This is a genomic window from Shewanella sp. SM29, from assembly GCF_025654245.1.
GTDB classification, from domain to species: domain Bacteria; phylum Pseudomonadota; class Gammaproteobacteria; order Enterobacterales; family Shewanellaceae; genus Shewanella; species Shewanella oncorhynchi.
The window spans coordinates 1-916 of record NZ_JAKKRN010000083.1 but is presented as its reverse complement, the minus strand read 5'-3'; the positions used below and the strand labels follow the sequence as shown (position 1 = coordinate 916).

Genomic DNA, 916 nt, shown 5'->3' with positions numbered 1-916 from the left:
GATACCATAGCTCGATAGCAGCCTACCGAATTGCTTACTGGTATATTGCGAGCCTAGGTCACTGTGAAATACCAACCCTCGCGCTGGTTAGCGCAGGTTGTAGGCTTTCATTAATGCCTTAGATATCAAATCTGTGGTCATGCGTTTGTCTATGTGCCATCCCACAATCCGGCGTGAATATAAATCCATCACCACAGCTAAATACATCCAGCCCTCACCCGTCTTTAAATAGGTCACGTCACCCGCCCAGACCTCATTAGCCGATACTGGATTAAAGTTCATATTTAACAGGTTATCAGCCACTGCATCTGAGTGTTTTCGCTGCGTAGTTACCTTGTAAGCGCGTCGTTGGGTTGCTTTGAGTCGAAGGCGGTGCATAATTTTACGAACGACATAGCGACCAACCTGGTAGCCTTCCTTGCGCAATTTCTTCACCATTTCACGATTCCCTAAGCTGCCTCGACTTTGCTTAAATAGCTGTCGAACAAGGCGATAAAGCTTCAGTGTTTCAAGGCTTATCACGTTTGCAGGGCGTTTATGCCAATCGTAATAGCCTGACTTACTGACACTCATTACTCGACATAACAGTGCTATGGGAAACAGGTGAGATTGCAGTTTGATGAAACGAAATCTTACATCATTTCTCTCGCAAAGAAGGCGCTTGCCTTTTTTAGAATTTCTTTCTCCATGCGTAATTCTTTGTTTTCTCTACGCAATCGCTTCAACTCATCACGCTCAGGCTCTTCTAAGGTGATGCCTTGTTGCAGGGCTTCGTGTTTTTCCTTCCAGTTGTAAAGCAGGCTCGTGCTAACTCCAAGAGACTTTGCCGCATCGGCAACGCTATAACCTTGTTCTAGCACCATCAAGACAGCTTCATCTTTAAATGCCTGGGGATAACTCTTATGTGATTTCTTCA

1 pseudogene is annotated in these 916 nt (G+C 45.2%); it reads right to left on the bottom strand.

From position 1 onward, the window contains the following. A pseudogene (locus L5L77_RS22525) lies at positions 1-916 on the bottom strand (IS3 family transposase); the annotation flags it as partial.